This window comes from Bdellovibrio sp. KM01 (assembly GCF_013752535.1).
In the GTDB taxonomy this organism is placed as follows: Bacteria; Bdellovibrionota; Bdellovibrionia; order Bdellovibrionales; family Bdellovibrionaceae; genus Bdellovibrio.
The window spans coordinates 881,866-898,489 of the sequence record NZ_CP058348.1 but is presented as its reverse complement, the minus strand read 5'-3'; the positions used below and the strand labels follow the sequence as shown (position 1 = coordinate 898,489).

17 protein-coding genes are annotated in these 16,624 nt (G+C 46.4%); 10 read left to right on the top strand and 7 right to left on the bottom strand.

Going from position 1 to position 16,624, the window contains the following annotated elements:
* Positions 1-59: 59 nt before the first annotated feature.
* Both HW988_RS04500 and HW988_RS04495 read left to right on the top strand, forming a co-directional pair.
* Positions 60-797 carry a hypothetical protein gene (locus tag HW988_RS04500; RefSeq protein ID WP_181606392.1) on the top strand — a complete coding sequence of 246 codons (738 nt, stop codon included), beginning with the start codon at positions 60-62 and terminating at the stop codon, positions 795-797.
* A 7-nt stretch (positions 798-804) separates the two neighbouring features.
* On the top strand, positions 805-1,458 hold the full coding sequence (locus HW988_RS04495; protein ID WP_181606391.1) for a hypothetical protein: 654 nt from the start codon (positions 805-807) through the stop codon (positions 1,456-1,458).
* A 2-nt stretch (positions 1,459-1,460) separates the two neighbouring features.
* Here HW988_RS04495 and HW988_RS04490 read toward each other — a convergent pair whose 3' ends face one another.
* Complete coding sequence (locus HW988_RS04490; protein ID WP_181606390.1) at positions 1,461-1,820, bottom strand: HNH endonuclease; 360 nt, start codon at positions 1,818-1,820, stop codon at positions 1,461-1,463.
* Positions 1,821-1,947: 127 nt separating this feature from the next.
* Between HW988_RS04490 and HW988_RS04485 the strand changes: the two genes are divergently transcribed.
* From HW988_RS04485 to HW988_RS04475, 3 genes are all read left to right on the top strand, one after another.
* Complete coding sequence (locus tag HW988_RS04485) at positions 1,948-2,439, top strand: hypothetical protein (RefSeq protein ID WP_181606389.1); 492 nt, start codon at positions 1,948-1,950, stop codon at positions 2,437-2,439.
* Between the two features lie 90 nt (positions 2,440-2,529).
* A complete protein-coding gene (locus HW988_RS04480) occupies positions 2,530-3,681 on the top strand; it encodes a cyclic nucleotide-binding domain-containing protein (RefSeq protein ID WP_142699219.1) in 1,152 nt (383 codons plus the stop codon).
* A 2-nt stretch (positions 3,682-3,683) separates the two neighbouring features.
* Entirely contained in the window at positions 3,684-4,364 is a 681-nt protein-coding gene (locus HW988_RS04475; RefSeq protein WP_220128794.1) for a PilZ domain-containing protein, read from the top strand.
* On the opposite strand, the gene HW988_RS04470 is transcribed toward HW988_RS04475, so the two are convergent.
* A complete protein-coding gene (locus HW988_RS04470; protein WP_181606387.1) occupies positions 4,365-6,281 on the bottom strand; it encodes an LTA synthase family protein in 1,917 nt (638 codons plus the stop codon).
* A gap of 250 nt (positions 6,282-6,531) precedes the next feature.
* On the opposite strand from HW988_RS04470, the gene HW988_RS04465 reads away from it, so the two are divergent.
* Genes HW988_RS04465 through HW988_RS04450 form a run of 4 tightly spaced genes read left to right on the top strand, consistent with a single transcriptional unit; the run spans position 6,532 to position 8,731 of the window.
* Positions 6,532-6,759 (top strand): BolA/IbaG family iron-sulfur metabolism protein, encoded by a 228-nt coding sequence (locus HW988_RS04465; RefSeq protein WP_142699216.1) that lies wholly within the window; start codon positions 6,532-6,534, stop codon positions 6,757-6,759.
* Between the two features lie 25 nt (positions 6,760-6,784).
* Positions 6,785-7,090, top strand: coding sequence for a Grx4 family monothiol glutaredoxin (gene grxD, locus HW988_RS04460; protein WP_142699215.1), 306 nt, complete (start codon positions 6,785-6,787; stop codon positions 7,088-7,090).
* Between the two features lie 39 nt (positions 7,091-7,129).
* Positions 7,130-7,339 (top strand): DUF2892 domain-containing protein, encoded by a 210-nt coding sequence (locus HW988_RS04455; RefSeq protein ID WP_142699214.1) that lies wholly within the window; start codon positions 7,130-7,132, stop codon positions 7,337-7,339.
* 9 nt (positions 7,340-7,348) lie between these two features.
* Positions 7,349-8,731 (top strand): FAD-binding oxidoreductase, encoded by a 1,383-nt coding sequence (locus HW988_RS04450; protein ID WP_181606386.1) that lies wholly within the window; start codon positions 7,349-7,351, stop codon positions 8,729-8,731.
* On the opposite strand, the gene HW988_RS04445 is transcribed toward HW988_RS04450, so the two are convergent.
* From HW988_RS04445 to serA, 5 genes are all read right to left on the bottom strand, one after another.
* Positions 8,728-10,473, bottom strand: coding sequence for a substrate-binding domain-containing protein (locus HW988_RS04445; protein WP_181606385.1), 1,746 nt, complete (start codon positions 10,471-10,473; stop codon positions 8,728-8,730). The two genes, HW988_RS04450 and HW988_RS04445, sit on opposite strands and share 4 nt — an antisense overlap.
* Before the next feature lie 93 nt (positions 10,474-10,566).
* A complete protein-coding gene (locus HW988_RS04440; protein ID WP_181606384.1) occupies positions 10,567-11,199 on the bottom strand; it encodes a hypothetical protein in 633 nt (210 codons plus the stop codon).
* Between the two features lie 60 nt (positions 11,200-11,259).
* Complete coding sequence (locus tag HW988_RS04435; protein ID WP_181606383.1) at positions 11,260-13,383, bottom strand: hypothetical protein; 2,124 nt, start codon at positions 13,381-13,383, stop codon at positions 11,260-11,262.
* 216 nt (positions 13,384-13,599) lie between these two features.
* Positions 13,600-13,866, bottom strand: coding sequence for a hypothetical protein (locus HW988_RS04430; RefSeq protein WP_181606382.1), 267 nt, complete (start codon positions 13,864-13,866; stop codon positions 13,600-13,602).
* A 95-nt stretch (positions 13,867-13,961) separates the two neighbouring features.
* Complete coding sequence (gene serA / locus HW988_RS04425) at positions 13,962-15,167, bottom strand: phosphoglycerate dehydrogenase (protein WP_181606381.1); 1,206 nt, start codon at positions 15,165-15,167, stop codon at positions 13,962-13,964.
* A gap of 107 nt (positions 15,168-15,274) precedes the next feature.
* On the opposite strand from serA, the gene HW988_RS04420 reads away from it, so the two are divergent.
* Positions 15,275-16,624 carry a sigma-54 dependent transcriptional regulator gene (locus tag HW988_RS04420; protein WP_181606380.1) on the top strand — a complete coding sequence of 450 codons (1,350 nt, stop codon included), beginning with the start codon at positions 15,275-15,277 and terminating at the stop codon, positions 16,622-16,624.

Genomic DNA, 16,624 nt, shown 5'->3' with positions numbered 1-16,624 from the left:
ACTGCGCGACGTAGTTTTAAATGCGAGGCGAACATATGTAATATGCCTTGATTGAATACATGACCGCCTCTATTAACATTCGTTTACTTGCGCAACTCGGGTACGTTTTTGGAATGCAGGCGACTATGACAAGCAGCGACTCTCCGCTTGCCGTCTTTAAACGGCTAGCCGAATCATTTTCTGAATTGATTGAGGATGAGGGGATTTTTATCCGACCTTATGCAAATCCCAATCTTATTCACTTCAGCCGCCTGACTCCCGACGAACAATGGGACGTTATCGCCCGCGTAAAGCTTTATGTCCTGGCCTGCGTGAACGTTAAAGAGCATCACCGCACTCTCACTGACAATCGCCTGATGGTAGAAACTTTTTTACACGTTTCGGGGATGACTGCACATCCTCAGGATTTAAACCTGATTGAAGATAAACACTTTATCGAGATTTATAATAAAAACGGAATGCACTTGTTCCGCTCTTTAAACATCTTTGAATCCAGCAGTTATACGTTCGAAGATCTGTGCTGTCGTCAGTGGTACCATCTTTATGAACGACCGACTGAAGACCAAAATAAAATCATTCAGGCAGCGACAGAGTTCTTTATGCAAACAGAACCCGTTCGTAAACCAGCAGATGCCGGCCCGATGAGAATTGTCGAAAAAGACACCTTGGAGCATCTTATTTATCTGACGGAAACAAAGTGGCTAATTCCGGTCTTTAAAAACCAATCTCTGGACGCGGTTTTAACTGTCGTAATTAATTGGAATCCTGATTCCATTCCTCAGTTTGTAAAGCCATAATATTTCCATGAGCTCTACCGCGCCATTTCGCTATTATTCCCAGATCATCTCGGAGTTGATTGAAGATGAAGGAATTCTCTTTCGTGCGTATACCGATCCTCAACTCCCCCACTTCACGCAGCTGTCTAACGAAGAGCAAATGGCCGTGGTTGAAAATCTGCGTTTGTATGCGGAGATCTGCTCTCGCGTGCGTGAGCTAAATGGTTCTTTAAATGACAATCGTCTGATGGTAATGACGGCGCTGGACGTGCTGGGAATGACTATCACTCCCGAAGACCTTGCCTTGATTGATAATGCCCCTGATTTAATGATTGAAATGTACTCGTTAAATCACGTGCAATTGTTCCGTACTTTTAATCTCTTAGAGACCACCACCTATACATTCGAGGACCTGTGCTGCCGCAAATGGTATCACCTGTACGAAAGAGCCCCTGGGGAGCACGAAAAAATGGTCGAAAAAGTGATGGAATTCTATGGGCAAAAGATGCCTGTTCGCATGGCGCCGGGCCTGGGAACGAATGTTATTAAAGAAAAAGCGACGTTGGAAAAACTGCTTTGTATCGCCGAAATGGAATGGCTGATTCCGCTATGGAAAAAGGGTGTTTTTTCAGGTGCGATGACTTTAATTCGAAACAAAAATCCCGAGATGGTAAAAAGATAGATTTAGTCTTCTGATTCAGAGGCTTCAGTCGTCCCTGCGACGACTTCCTCTGTAGAAACATCGGCTGACTGAGAAGACGCTTTCAACTCTTCCATAGCCATTTCAGCGCGGGTTTTATAACCCTTTTTACTGTTGCAGTCCTTACAGGAAGGAACACAGTTATTCTTAGTGGATTTCCCCCCGCGAGCGATAGGAATCAAGTGATCCATCGTCAGCTCTGCAGCCTTGAATTTCTCTCCGCAGTGATAGCAAAGGCCTTTGCCCAATTCCTGACGCCACCATTGGCTTTGACGAAGCTCGCGAGCTTTCGCTTTTTCCTTTTTTTGGTGGACCTCGGGGGCCGCGCTAAAGAAGTATTCCATGGGGGCATTTATAGCGGAAACCGTGTCTGACAGCAACCCAACAGGGTCATTTCCTTATAGATCCTATAAATTTTCTGATCTCGACAGACACCAGAGGCCTTCTTATATTCTGCGGTGGAGGACCTTAATGAAGCTAACCACTCTTTTAGCCCTGCTTTGTCTGCTATTTTCCCTCTCGGCCCACTCTGAAGAAATCATTCCCATGATAAATGATGACCCCTCTACCGATAAAATCCTGGATCGCGAAATGTTCGATTTCGTCTCTAAAACACTGGGAAATCGACTGGCCAACCATCTTTCCTGCACCCTGAAAGTCCACCCTGGCAGAGAAGTTCGCAAGTTCTCCAGCGGTTCAGAATGGGTCGAATTTATCGAAGTCGACTATGATTCTTCGAAATTGGGCGGCAAAACCACCCATTTTAAGATCCCAATGGGTGCGAAATATGGCCTAAAAAAGGTCGAAAATGAGTGGTCTGGGATAGGTGAAGACATCAAAATTCAACTTTCAGATCGATTGAGTCACTGGATTCGCTTCGTCCATGATGGTCGAGGACAAATCGTGATGCTTCAGTTAGGGAACGAACTGATGACCAATCCTTGCGCGCGATCATTGCGCTAGAAACTGGACCAAAGCCACTCCTTAGTTGCCTCAATTTATGGGCTTTTTAAGCCGATAACTTTTTTGAGAAAACTTTTTGAGGAGTGAGCTATGTCCGTAAAAAGCTTTAAAAAAGGCGAAGTCATCTTTAAGGATGGCGACAAAATCACATCGGTTTACCTGATCCAATCAGGCGGTGCTTCGCAATGCTTGATCCGTGGGAAAAAGAACGTGGAGTTCTTCCAACTGGGTCCTTCTCATTTCCTTGGCGACCAGGTCATTTTGGGTGCGCAAACTCATCCAACCGCAGCCATTGCTACTGCTGAAACGAAAGTTTTAGAAATCCCGGTTGATACTTTAAAGCAACTTTATGAAGGTGCTCCGCAAATGTTGAAAGTGATCATCAAATCACTGGCAGAGCGTTTGCGCATGGGCGTGAATGAAGTGCGTTCTTCAAAGCTTGAAAAAGACTCTTCGCCGTGTCCTGAAGACCAAGTGGCAAAAGCCTTCGGTGCGGTTTTCCATACAGCAAATCATAAAGGCGACAAAAACGTTCTTCCTGGCCGTGTGGTTGTGGAATGGATGATGATGAAGCAATACGCTCAACGCGTATTTGCCGAGAGTCCAAAACGTGTCGAGCAAGTGATCAACATTTTGGTAAAGCAAAAACTGGCTTTGTATGAAATGGGCAAACCTGCTGACAATCCAGAGGGTGCAGACGAAATCCAAAAAGTTCACTTTTTGGATTTGGGGCTGGTTGAAGCTTTCTTTGAATTCTTCCAATATTACTATTTCAAAGGTGCGGGTAAGTCTGAACTTCTTCGTGTAGACGAAGTGTGTTTGAACTTGCTGGATGGTCTTTTGAAAGTGACTGGTGATTCCCCTGAAGTCGACCGTTTTGGTGTGACCAGTGTGGAATTCGCTAAATTTTCTGAATACTGTACTAACGAATTGGGCTTTGCTTTGAATAACGATCACTTCACTCGCCTGGAAGGCAAAGGGATCTTTATGAAGCGCCGTACGGTGGGCGCAGGCGTTCTTTTGCAATTCGAAATCAAAGAATTCCGTTCCATGTTGCAAAGCTGGAAAATGCTTCGCGAGATCGATAAATGGAACGAGCGTGGTTACGTTGATCTGAATGAAAAAGAAGAGAAACCTAAAAAGAAATCTAATGGCCCCGAGTGCCCTCAGTGTAAATCTGAAGTGGTAGCCGGAGCTAAATTCTGTGGAGAGTGCGGCCATAAACTGGTCAGCGCGGCATAATCATGGGACCTGTGGTTGTTTTTAAAGCCGTCAATAATCAGGAGCAGCGAAAATATCTTTTCGAGCAACTGACTGCTATCGAAGGGGATATCCTTTTGAAAGGCAACGAAGACGAGTCTGAGCATGTGCATGCCATTTCCATGAATGACTTAGGCCAGATCCAATGCATTTTAACGGATGGCGGGAGTTTCAAATTCTCGTTCAACAAAGTGCTGACGTGCTATTTCCGCGTGAACAACGAAAAATACATGTTCGAAGCCACGGCGATTCCTTTCGAGGGCGGCGTGAACCTAACGATTAAAGACTTGTTTCATTTGCAAAGAAGAAAAAACTTCCGCTACACCCTACCGACGGGTTTCCAAGCGGATTGCATGATCGCGACTTTGAATCAACAGCAATCAAACACAACATGCCGTCTGCTGGATGTTTCCACAGAGGGTTGTGCTGTACTGCTGACAGCCGATATGCCGACTTTGCGTCTGGATGACCGTGTGGAAGCAGTTATCTTTATTGGCGAACGCGATCCCATTCCCGTGCAAGGCTTCGTCAAAAACTTGCGCGTGCAAGGCGACGACATGGTCATTGGTTTGGAATTCAATCACATCGCCAACGCCAGCGAATTCGCCATCATGAGCGCCATCGTCGAGATGCAACGCTCGGCCTTTCAAAAAAAATCCGCTTAGTTATCGTGCGGGAGTGGGATAATACAATTTATTGTCCCACATGCCTTCGTTGAAATACTGAATATTAGCTTTTAGTTTTTGAATCAGTTCGGCCTTACGGGCAGCGGGCTCTGTCAGGGCCTTATCGCCGTTTCTGTCGTTGATGCTAAACATCTCGGGCTCACTGCTACCCAGAACCCAGCGCAAGCGGTAATCGTTCGCTAAAAGCTGATAAACGCCGTCGTTGAACGTCACCGCGACCTTGTCGCCACTAACAAAGATAGAGCTTCCCATGTAGTTCGTTTCTTTTTGGGGGATTTTTAAGAAATCCAAAAGCGTCGGTAAAATATCAATCTGCTGCACGACCATGTTGGTGTCGACTTTTGGGAATTTGTATGTTGGATGATAAAAGAACAACGGAACTTTGTAATCCCCGACTTCATTCGTGTATTCCGGAAGGTAATGCAAAGATGTGTGATCCGCTGTGATCACAAACAAAGTGTTTTTGAACCATGGCTGCTTTGCAGCTTCCGTAAAAAACTTTTCCAACGCCATATCCGTATAGGAAATGGTTTTCAAAATTGGAATGCGACCTTCTTTAAAGGTATCCACATATTTCGCTGGAACTTTAAACGGTTGATGCGAACTCAACGTGAACACAGAAGTCATAAATGGTTGTTTAAAACCATTTACTTTCGTCAGCATCCACTGCAGGAACGGCTCATCCCAGATACCCCACACTCCATCATCGTCGGCAGCGTTTCCGTATTCGGTTGAACCATAGTATTTTTCAACACCGGCACTTTGCATGAAAGAATCAAAGTACATCGTTCCGTTGTGGCCACCGTGGAAAAAGCTGGTGGAGTATTTCTTATCCGCAAGCAAAGTTCCCAAGCCCAGAAAATAATTCGAAGTAAAATGAGAAGAAATAAAGGGTTCGCTCATCAAAGCAGGAATGCCCGCCATGACTGCCGCCACACCTTCGATCGAGCGGCGTCCATTGGCGTAGGCATGCTCGAATACCAGGGACTTTTTCATCAAAGAATCCAGAAACGGTGTACGAGTTTCTCCATCCACCGGTCCCAGATACTCCGAACCAAAACTTTCCAGCATGATGATGACGATATTTTGCGGAGGTGCGGGTCTGCCCTGTCTATCCAGACTGGAACCGACCCGGGAACCATTCAAAAGCTTCAGCATGTCTTCACGATCAGCAAAATACTTTTCATGCTTTATTTCTTTAGCCCCATAGCTTTTGATAAACGTGAAAGTGGAATTCAAAACCAGATTGTTCAACAAAGGTGCGGTGAACACATTGGCATTCACAAAGTTGATCGGCTTACGCTGAAATCCCCCGCGGATACCCACCACAGCAAAAGCCAGCGCAATAAATACCATCGCGCTATGGGCACTCCAGGCTTGCCAATGATTTTGCCAGTGTACTTTCCCCGAACGATGGACAAGTTTCCATGCCAGAAGCATAAAGGCCGCGACAATGAACGTATTGATCAAAAACAAAAGCCAATAGCTGCCGACAAAGTTCAGCATCTTGCCTTGAGCTTCATTCAAAATAAAAATCGTGTCATAGGTAAAGCGGCGGCCAACAAAGTTAATAAACTCTGTATCCACCAAATTCAGAATCAAAAACGGAACATTGATTAAACAGAAAAGCCCCCAAGTTACCTTCTCCCACAAAGGATTCCAGCGAACGGGCCAAGGAAAGAAACTTAAAAGCAAAACCGGCGCAACACCACAAAACGCCGCCGACAAATCAAAACGCATCCCCACAAAGAACGCCCAAAAAATATCCCCCACCGACTTAGAATGAAATAAATTCCAATTCCAAACCATAAACTCCGCCCGCGCCACCGCATAAAAAAGCATCGTAAGCAGAATCAAAGAAAAGATCTTAATAAGCCTCTGAGAATGTCCAAACATAGGCCTCCCATCCTACACCGCCGCATCAAGTCAAACAAGCCCCACCGCCACACCCCAAAAAACCACTCCCCTCGGGTCCCCATCCCCTTTCCCCATACCCAAAAACCACATGCGCACAGCAAGATCGGTTGGATCGAGGCGCGCCGAGGAAGGCGTACTCCTCGTACGCCGACGAGAAGCAACGAAGAGCCAACCGATCTGGCGAAGCGCCACTGGACTTGGAAGGAAGCCTCTGGTAGGTTCCTGCTCTATGACTCAAGAACAAATGCAAAAACGCCTCGAAGAGACTTACCCTAATTGTAAGATCGAGATTTTCGATCTGACTGGAACTCAAGATCATTGGGAAGTTTATGTGGAAAGCTCAAAATTCGCGGGCTTAACAAGAATCCAGCAACACCAACAAGTGATGGCTTGCTTTGGACCAGAATTGAAAACTGGTGAAGTGCACGCACTCTCCATCAAAACAAAAATCGTTTAAGATAATTATTCAATAAGAGGTTTTTATGTCTCCAACTCTACAAAAAATTGACGGCATCGTTAAGGGTAACAAAGTTGTGCTTTTCATGAAAGGCACTCAACAATTTCCAATGTGCGGTTTTTCTGCACGTGCTTGCGCGATTCTTCAGGATATCGGCGTACAGTTTCACGATGTGAACGTACTTGAAGACGAAGAAATTCGTTCTGGTATCAAAGAGTACGGCAACTGGCCGACTATCCCTCAATTGTACATTAACCACCAACTTGTTGGCGGTTCTGACATTATGATGGAAATGTACCAATCTGGCGAATTGCAGGATCTACTTAAGTAGTCCCTGTCCCGCCGAAGCCTAAGGCAAAGGAGACTCAACATGAGATGTAATGTCGCTGTCTGGGATCGAGTCCTTAGGTTTCTAATTGGCGTAGGCTTGACCGCCTACGCTTTCGCCGGTGGTCCTTTCTGGACTTACATCGGTATTTACGGTCTGTTCACTGCGGCTTGGGGCTTGTGTCCTATCTACGCATTCTTTAGAATAAGAACACTGAAAGATTTTTACCGACCCGTTCACGACCAGGAATAGGATTACAGCATGTCACCAGCTCTCCTCGAACTTGATAGCTTTCTAAAAAAAGACCAAATCAAAACTGACGAGGAAAGTTTAAAATACTGGGGCAAAGACTGGACGACTTATTTCGACATCAAGGCTACAGCCATCGTATTTCCTCACACAACTGAAGATGTGGCATCCCTGGTAAAATGGGCACGCAAAAATAAAATCGCCTTGGTTCCCTCAGGAGGTCGCACAGGTTTATCCGGTGCTGCGGTGGCAACTCAAGGTGAGGTAGTTGTTTCCTTTGATCAAATGAACAAGATCATGGACTTCAGTGCTGTTGATCAGACAGTGGTCATCCAAGCGGGTGTGGTGACGGAAACTCTGCAAGAGTTCGCTCATTCTAAAAATCTTTTCTATCCGGTGGATTTCGCTGCAACAGGTTCTTCGCAAATGGGTGGAAACATTTCTACCAATGCGGGCGGTATCAAAGTTGTTCGTTACGGTTTGACTCGTGACTGGGTGGCGGGTCTTAAAGTTGTGACTGGCACGGGCGAAATCTTGGATCTGAATAATGGCCTGGTGAAAAATGCGACGGGTTATGACCTTCGCCATTTGTTCATCGGTGCTGAAGGAACTCTTGGCTTTATCACCGAGGCGACAATTCGCCTGGCCCCTGCCCCACCACCAATGAAAGTTTTGGTGATGGCAGTCAGCGGCCTTGAAGCGGTAATGAAAATTTTTGGCAAATTTAAAACTCAGACATCACTTGTGGCGTTTGAGATGTTTTCAGACAAAGCATTGGCAAAAGTTCTTGCGAACACAGGCTTGCCAGCTCCGCTTGAGACCTCTGCTTCATTCTATGTCTTGGCAGAAGTGGAAATCCGCTCTGAAAACGACGAAGAAAAGGCGTTGGAAGTTTTCGGCCAATGCGCTGAAGACGGCTGGGTTATTGACGGCGTGATTTCTCAATCCGACACGCAGGCTTCGACGTTCTGGAGATACCGTGAAGATATCTCTGAGTCGTTAGCTAAATATTCTCCTTATAAAAACGATATCTCTGTCGCTATCTCCAAAGTTCCGCCGTTCATGGTGGATTTGGATAAAGTTTTAGCTGGAGCTTACCCTACTTGGGAAGTTGTATGGTTCGGTCATATTGGTGATGGCAATTTGCATATCAATATCTTGCGCCCTGATGGCATGAGCAAAGAAGACTTCGTCAAAGAATGTCGCAAGGTCGACGTGATGGTTTTTGATGCGGTTAAAAAGTATCAGGGCTCGATCAGTGCCGAGCACGGTGTAGGTCTGACTAAGAAGTCATTCTTAAACTATACACGCTCTAATGCCGAGATTGAATTGATGAAAGGGATCAAAAAAGTATTTGATCCTGATAACATCATGAATCCCGGCAAAGTAATCTAGTATTCGAATTCTGACCAATCATTGAGATTATATCTGATTAAGATCTTATGGAGCTTGTCGGAGCTTCGTGCGTCGGCAAACCACTTCTGTAGTCTGATCGGCAAATCCGCGTGCGCTGTATCGCCGGCATTGGAAACTAAACTCAAAGTGTTAAATCCCGTCAGCGACGTCGCCTGCAGCTCCAGATTCAAAAGTTGTCGGCGTAGCAGAGTGTAGCGAATCACGTTGTAATCTCCCAAAGCCACATCCACGCGACGCTCACCGATCACTTTGATGACTTTATCAGCGACTTCCACGCCTTCAAGTTTGATCGACTTTTTATACTCTTCTGGATCCAGACTGAAATCTGATTCCTGTCCCAGAGTGGCAAAGGCCACACGCATATTTTCCAAAGAGTTTTTATCCACCAATCGCAATTTTACTCCCGGAGTAAAAAGAGCACCAGTATAGCTGACACCCAATTTGGTCAGAGCAATTTCAAATCCCGGCTGATAGCGAACCAGATAACTGGGTAAAACCGCGAAATCCACCTTCTTGTCTTTCAAAGCGGTTGTAAGGTCCTTGTTGCGCAGATTCACGATTTTAAGTTGAAACTTATTCTTAGCGGCGAGGTCTTTCAGAATATCATACACATACCCTGTCCATTGATCTCCACCCTTATCACAAAGATAAGGACAGTGAGCCGCCATCCCAATACGAATCGTCACATTGCCCATGTCCTTGGCTAACGAAGCCATGGGTTCAATAGAACGCGGATCAGAAAAACTTTTTGGCGGTGCAAGCGGTACTGACAACCATCCTTTAAATTGAGCGAGAGTTTCCCGAGTCACTGGAAAAGTCGGAATTAATAACTTCGGCACCACAGGTTTTGCAGAAAAATACGCAATTACCTGTCTGGCAATTTCGCGCCCCATTTCTCCACAAAATTGAGCCGAGTCGATCACCGTCAAACGATGGTCTTTGATATTACCCACAGCCACAGGGTCTCCGTCGATGGTCGCGTGGAGAATTTCTTTTCTGCCTTTGTTCCAAAGTTTTTCGACGACCGTATTGCCAGCGCCATCATTCACCGTGAAAACCAAATCAATGCTGCGTTTTTTAGGAAACTCTTTCAGCATAGAGGTGACGGCGTCGGAGGCACTTACAGGATCCACGGACTCATAGCGCTTTAGCACCACGAATTTTCGGTTACGGCTGCGAAGAGCATCAAAAAATCCATCGATGCGATTGATCCCGGCAGAAACGCGCGTGTATTCAAACAGCACGATTTTTATTTCTTGTCCTCTGGGGAAAAGACTTTCGATATAAATTCCGTTGTTCCATCCCGCTTGATAATTATCGCTTGATACATAGGATTGAACTTTTGCGTTTAAAATAAACTGATCGAAAGTGAAGACCGGTATTTTCTTGAGTCCCGCATCTTGAACTGCGCGACTGACGGTGGATATATCTGTGGGCTGAACGATCAATGCATCCGGATTGGCTTCAATGGCACTTTCCAATTGATGAATTTGATTGGAAACTCCCAAACGCCCTTCGCCCGCCACGTGCGGGATCAGGTTGATGCTTCGGGCGGCAGTTTGATTGTACTTTTTAATTTCTTCCTCGAGGCCACGGCGCATCGAAACTTGAGCTTCAATACGCGTACTCCAATAAAAAACATGGACGTCTAAATCCTTGGCAACAGCCGTAAGACTCGCTAAGGACAATAACAAGAAGGAGATCGTGCTATGAAATTTCACTCCTCTATCTTAACAAAACATTGAACGAATCTCTTCTTATTGCGTATTTCCAATGCGAAACGACACATTGACTCATTACATGGAGTCGCTGGTTCAAAATGGAAATGCAAACCCGAATTCATTTAGAACAACATTGCTCATCACCTTAAAATCAATTCGGAAGTCGCGGGACTTAAAAATAGCTGTAGAAAAGTGAAAAAACGGTGTCGGAATAATGTCCACAGAATGACCATTCACTGAGGTCAAAAATTTCATACGGTAGCCATCAATGTCATAGCATTCCGTCGTGCTTTGTCGTCCGTTCGAATTCACTGAACAACGAGTTGGTGTTTGGCGCGCATAAACTCCAAATGTGAGTCCCCACTGGGTTCTGTCGGAAACCTGAAACATTTCACCGATCTGCAATGTGCCGGCAAGATTGTCATAGCAATCTTTCACCACGGCACCCAACAACATCAACCCATCCTGGTAGACATATTCCAAGCCAAATCCAGGTGTCATCACAGTGCTACCATTGCCATCGATTTTGCGTGGCATATTGGCGGAGGCCGCTTCCGATGGTTTCACTCCGTGAACCACGAATCCTGGAACCACCAAGCTCAGCCCTTTCAATGGATTTTTCTTCACTGCCAATTTTTCAGAATAAGTTGAAGATTGATATTGAACAGCCCATCCATGAGAACATACAAACAACAGGAACAGCGAAATCCATTTCGCGGTTTTCATTCAAACCCCCTGTTCCTGTGACACGACTCATCGGAACTCAGGTGCATAGAAATCTTTTCACTAATTAGTTAGCGGAGCTACACAACGGAAACTGTGCGCGCCGTCGGTGAATGTTCGACTGTAGTCATAATCGATCGCAAACACACCGGCTTCGCGACCATTGCTGGCACTGCCGCCTCTGAAAATCGCACTCGCCGGGCGAGCATTAGAAAGATATGCATATCCAAAACCGCAGCGCTCAGTGGCATTCGAGGGATCTGCACAAGTTTTACCCTGCGCCCCCAAAAGCATTTTAAAGAAAGTTCCATCAGTCATCGCGGATAAGAAAGCATCGGCCGATGCGTATGTATCTGGGTAAGTGTCTTTCACACCCTCCCAGGATCCTCCGGATAGATCCCACAGCACGGAACCGTTACTTAATTTATGAGTGCGACGGAAATTATGCCAAACCGTATCTGAACATGTCGCAGAGGCCGCTGGATAAGTGAATCCTGATAAGTTCACACAAGCCTCGGCATCATTTGTCGAGGCCTCCTCTTGAGAAGAGTTGGAACGATTGCCTTGGTTCAATTGCCCTGTGCCGACAATTCCTGAACTCCAGTTGCTTGCTTGAGCCGAGATATTTCGAGCCACGGTATTCCACTGCGTATTGCTAATCAGGTCATAGCCGGCACCCAAAGCCTGACAGCTCGTGATCATTTGATCCACATTTAAAAGCCGCCACGGAGTTCCGCTCGCACGTGAATCAGCCACAAAACTGACATTGTAAGCTTGATAGCCATCTGCATCGCCCGCAATTTTCATTTCGTACTTCGCAAGACAGAACTCGCCCTGACGAGTTCCATTTTCACCGGGAACCAGAATGTAATTGGTTGGACACAAATCAGTCGTCGAAATTTTCCAAGTCGTCGTGTAAGAACCTGCAGTAATCGTAGAGGTCAAAGTTCCAGATGCAGGAGAGAAGGCTTTCAATGAAAGAGTATCACCTACGGTCGCTGTCACATTCCCGCCCGCAGCAGCCCAATTCGCGCAAGGACTGATACAAACTTTTGCACCACTAGTAACGCTGACATTCACACTGCCAGCTCCCCCCGTCAGGGTAAAAGAATCACTTTCAAACTCAGTTGATGCTGTCACATTTTGCAAGGACTTTACATAGAACGGAACGAGAGAACTTGTCCAAGTCACTGACGATACTGAAGATACATTCCCTGCTTTGTCACGCGAGCGAATATCCAGACGATAAACCGTTGCGTCCGCCAAAGTTAAACCTGTTAGTTGTAACAGGGGACCTGCACCCACCGATGTCCACGTCTGTGCCTCCACCGAATCACTGACCCGCACTATGCGAGCCTGATAATCCAGAAAGCCACTATGAGTTGCATCGGCCACTTCATTGGCCGCGACATTTTTCACAAATACTTTTGGCGAAACAGAAATTGATCCGACACCTTCGGAGCCCTCAACTTGGGCGATAGTCGGAGCCACGCTGGCCGTGGAGTCCAGAACCACATCCACCGTCACACAACCTGATTCGTGTGAAAAGCGATCCTGGTATTTGACCGAAATACTTTTAAGGCCGTCACTTGCCGTCAATGGCCAAGCCTTGCTCGCGGCATAATCTTCGTAAGTTCCCGACGCACACGTCGCCGAATTAGAAAGCTGCATTTGGTAAAGTGTCGCATCCACCGCACTTAGATTGAAAGTCGGCGAAGCACTGTTTACAAAGTTCACGGAACTGCCATCGGTATAATCCGCGACCACCGCCAATGTGGGACTGGTCGGCGTCGATGTATCCAAAACAATGTGAGTACTCGCACAGGAAGTCACCGTTCCCGCTGCATTTTTAAACTGCACCGAAATATCTTTAGCCCCATCAGAAGCCGTCAGTGCGTACCCGGTGACCGTTCCAGAATAGGCGACCCACGCGCCACCACTGCAGGTTGCATTGTTGGTGATTTTCATTTCCGTGGGAATGATCGAAGAAACAGAGAAAGTTAAACTCGGAGTGGCATCATCAGTGAACTGCAAACTGGAAACGGTCAAAGTTCCATCGACAGATATGCTCTCTGGAGCAAGGGAGCTGCCACCCTCAAGTTGGGTCAATGACAAATCCATCGTGCAGGCAGAAAGCCCCACGACAAATACAATCGCAATGACCAAACATCGGATAAAAAGTATCACAAGTACGACCCCAAAAGTATGAGGTACTAATCGGCTTTTTATGAGGCTCTCTATATCGTTATTCTTAAAATGAAACGGCTTTTTTTATCGAATTTTTACAAAAACAAAAATACGCTCATTTTTCAAATTTTGTCTCTGGAGCAAATAAGTCACACAAAATAAAAAAGGCCCCGATCTACGGAGCCTTTTAAAGCTAAATTCAGCTTAGGGAACAGACTAACGACAAAGAGCCGTTACACGAGAACGGAAACCATCCGTCACAGTCGTTGTGATGCAAGTAAGTTCTTTGCTGTTGCAGTCATCAACAGTCACGATTTGACCGCCACGAACCATCAATACAGAGTTATTTTTTTTATCACACCAAGAGATGAATTCTGTAGGACCAGATTGAGACTCATCACCATTGCCTTCGTAAGGCATAACTTGGAATGCAAATGCTGGTGCAGCGACAAGGATAGAAAGAGCAATCAATAGTGATTTCAAAAGGACCCCCAATTTTTTCGAGGTCCCGGATGTATCACGGGCACCGAGCTTGGACAACCCGGCTTGCAAAAATGTTATGGATGTAACGCTTAACTTTAGTAAACGACGCGGGTGCGGATTGAGCGCTCCAATTTACCAATTTGCTCGGCCAGAGACTGAACCTGCGTGGCGTGGACATCCATCACCAGGTACCCGATTTCAGGGTCTGTGGAAAGATATTGCCCTTCGATATTTGCCCCTGCTTTCGAGATGATACCATTGATTTCACCCAAAACCCCGGGTTCATTTCTGTGCACATTCAACAGGCGTGAAGTCCCCTGTTTGACGGGCAAATCCACGTTTGGAAAGTTCACCGCACCCGATGTGGAACCGATGCGCAAATAGCGGCGGAAACTTTCTGCAACCTCTAAACCGATCGCGTATTGAGCCTCCTCCGTACTCCCCCCGATATGTGGAGTCAAAATCACATTCGGAATTCCTTGAAGTGGCGAAGTAAACTTCACCTTGTTGGACGCAGGCTCTTCCGGAAACACGTCGATAGCGCAACCCGCGATGTGTTTTTCTTTAAGGGCCGCGACCAGATCTTCAATCACCACCACAGTTCCGCGGCTGGCATTGATCAAGTGAGCTCCCTTTTTCATCCAAGCAAGTTCCACTTTCGTGATCATGTCTTTAGTTTCTGCAGTTTCAGGAACATGCAATGTAACAAAGTCAGACTCTGCCAGCAATTCCCCCAACGTCGCTTTGCCAACGGCATTACCCAAAGGAAGTTTTTTAACGATGTCATAGAAAATCACACGAAGTCCCATCGACTCCGCCAAGACACTCACCTGACTGCCGATATGACCGTAGCCGACAATACCCAAAGTTTTTCCACGAACTTCATGGGCACCTTCTGCTGACTTCACCCAGCCACCCAAGTGAGCTTGCGTGTTGCGATCACCCAATTGACGAGCCAAAGAAATCATTTCAGCAATAACCAATTCGGCCACAGAACGCGTGTTGGAGTGAGGCGCATTGAAAACAGGGACGCCCCATTTTCTGGCAGTAGGCAAATCTACTTGGTTGGTACCGATACAAAAACAACCAATCGTAAGAAGGTGTTTGTTGGCTTCCAAAACTTTTTTCGTGATTTCAGTTTTTGAACGGATGCCCAGCACTTGATAATCAGGGAGAATTTTTAACAATTCTTCTTCAGAGGGAGAGTGCGAGATCAAATCCACTTTGAAACCTTCTTCGGAAAGTCTTTCTTTCGCAACGGCGTGGATGTTTTCAGTCAGAAGAATCTTAAGCTCGCTCATGCAGCCTCCATTACAGGTCATTTTAGAGCCAAAACCTGACGGCCGTCACTACTGACCATGGGCATTAAGGGTGGTCAAAGGACCTTCGACGGGCCATCCTATATCCTATGGCAAAAACTCGAGTATTTTCCCTACTTATCGTTGATGATGATCCACTCATTCACCAATCGCTCAAGATGAGCCTGCCCTCTTACTGGAAGGTGTTTTCAGCGCAAAAGCTGGAAGCTGTTCAGTTTGAACGTTTTTACCATGCGGCTTTCGTAGACATGCACTTGGAGCCTAATAAACCAGCAGTCGGCCCCCACGTGATCGAAAAACTTATGAAACACAATCCACAGCTGGAAGTCGTCGCGATGTCGGGTGATTTAAGCCGTGAATTAATGGAGTCTTGCCTTAAGGCTGGGGCGCAGCGTTTCCTAGCAAAACCATTGATGCCTGAAGAGATCGCCATGGTGCTCGAAAAAATCGAGGCCCTTTGGGATCTGCGCACGGTCGATCCACATTCCGACCGTAACTCCACACGTTGGGTGGGACAAAGCAAAGAGTCTCAAATGATCAAAAAGCGTCTGGCTGATTTGCGCGGCGAAAGCAAGCCGGTCTTGATCGAAGGCGAAACAGGTTGTGGTAAAGAAGTCGTCGCAAAACTTTTGCACGAACAAGAGGGTGAAAGACCTTTCATTGCCGTTAACATCGCCAGCATCCCTGATAATTTATTTGAATCCGAAATGTTTGGTCATGTGAAAGGTGCGTTCACCGGAGCAGATCAAAATAAAATCGGTCTGACAGAAGCTGCCAACGGTGGAGATTTATTCTTAGACGAAATCGAAGCGCTGCCCCTGACTCAGCAAGCGAAGCTTTTGCGCTTTTTAGAAAGCGGTGAAGTTCGCAAAGTCGGCGCGAAAGAATCCATCACGGTGAAAGCCCGTGTGATTGTCGCTTCCAATAAGCCACTTGATAAAATGGTGGCGGCGGGCGAGTTCCGCGAAGACCTTTTATACCGTCTTGCCTCTCAACGAGTTCAACTGCCACCCTTGCGTGACCGCTTGGCCGACATTGATGAATTAGCTCAGCACTTTTTGGCGATGGAGCGACCTCGTCGTAACAAGCAGTTTACGGAAGATGGCTTGGCCGCTCTTAAAACATACAACTGGCCGGGCAACGTCCGCGAACTAAAACGCATGTGTGAGCAACTCAGTCTGACATCGCCCTTGCCATTTATTCGCGCAGAAGATGTCAACCAGTGGTTAACACCCGCCGCGACGCCAGCTAAAGCTCCCTCTTACACTGTCATTGATTTCGCAAAAGGGCTAAATACTTTAGTTGATGAGTTCGAGGCGCATGTGATACGCACGGCGATGAAACAAACGAAGAGTATCGAAGAAGCTTCACAGCTTTTGCAGGTATCTAGATCGAATCTTTATAAAAAGATCAGCGATTACAACATCCAAGAGGACTAA